The sequence below is a fragment of the Streptomyces beijiangensis genome, assembly GCF_017315755.1.
GTDB classification, from domain to species: Bacteria; Actinomycetota; Actinomycetes; order Streptomycetales; family Streptomycetaceae; genus Streptomyces; species Streptomyces beijiangensis.
In genome coordinates this window covers 1-265 of record NZ_JAFLRJ010001035.1, presented here as the reverse complement: position 1 = coordinate 265, position 265 = coordinate 1, and the positions used below count along the sequence as shown (strand labels likewise).

The following is a 265-nucleotide window of genomic DNA, read 5'->3' as shown; positions in this document are numbered from 1 at the left end:
CGACGAGGAGTTCCACGTCGAGGGCGGCGTAGCGCAGCCAGGGGTCGGCCTCGGCGCGATGGTCGAGAACGTGCTGGGTTACGCCCTGGAGAAGGGCCATTCCGCCGTCGACTGGTCGACCCGCGGGAACCCGGCGAGCCTCCCGGCCAGCTCGGTGTCGAAGATCCGGGTCGGGACCATGCCTATTTCGCGCAGACACGGAAGATCCTGGGTCGCCGCGTGGAGCACCCACTCGGCATCCGCGATTACGTCGCCGAGCCCCGAC

The 265-nt window shown here is 69.4% G+C and carries 1 pseudogene; it reads right to left on the bottom strand.

The window, feature by feature from the left end:
* Positions 1-114: 114 nt before the first annotated feature.
* Positions 115-265, bottom strand: a pseudogene (locus J0695_RS46320) (ribonuclease D); the annotation flags it as partial.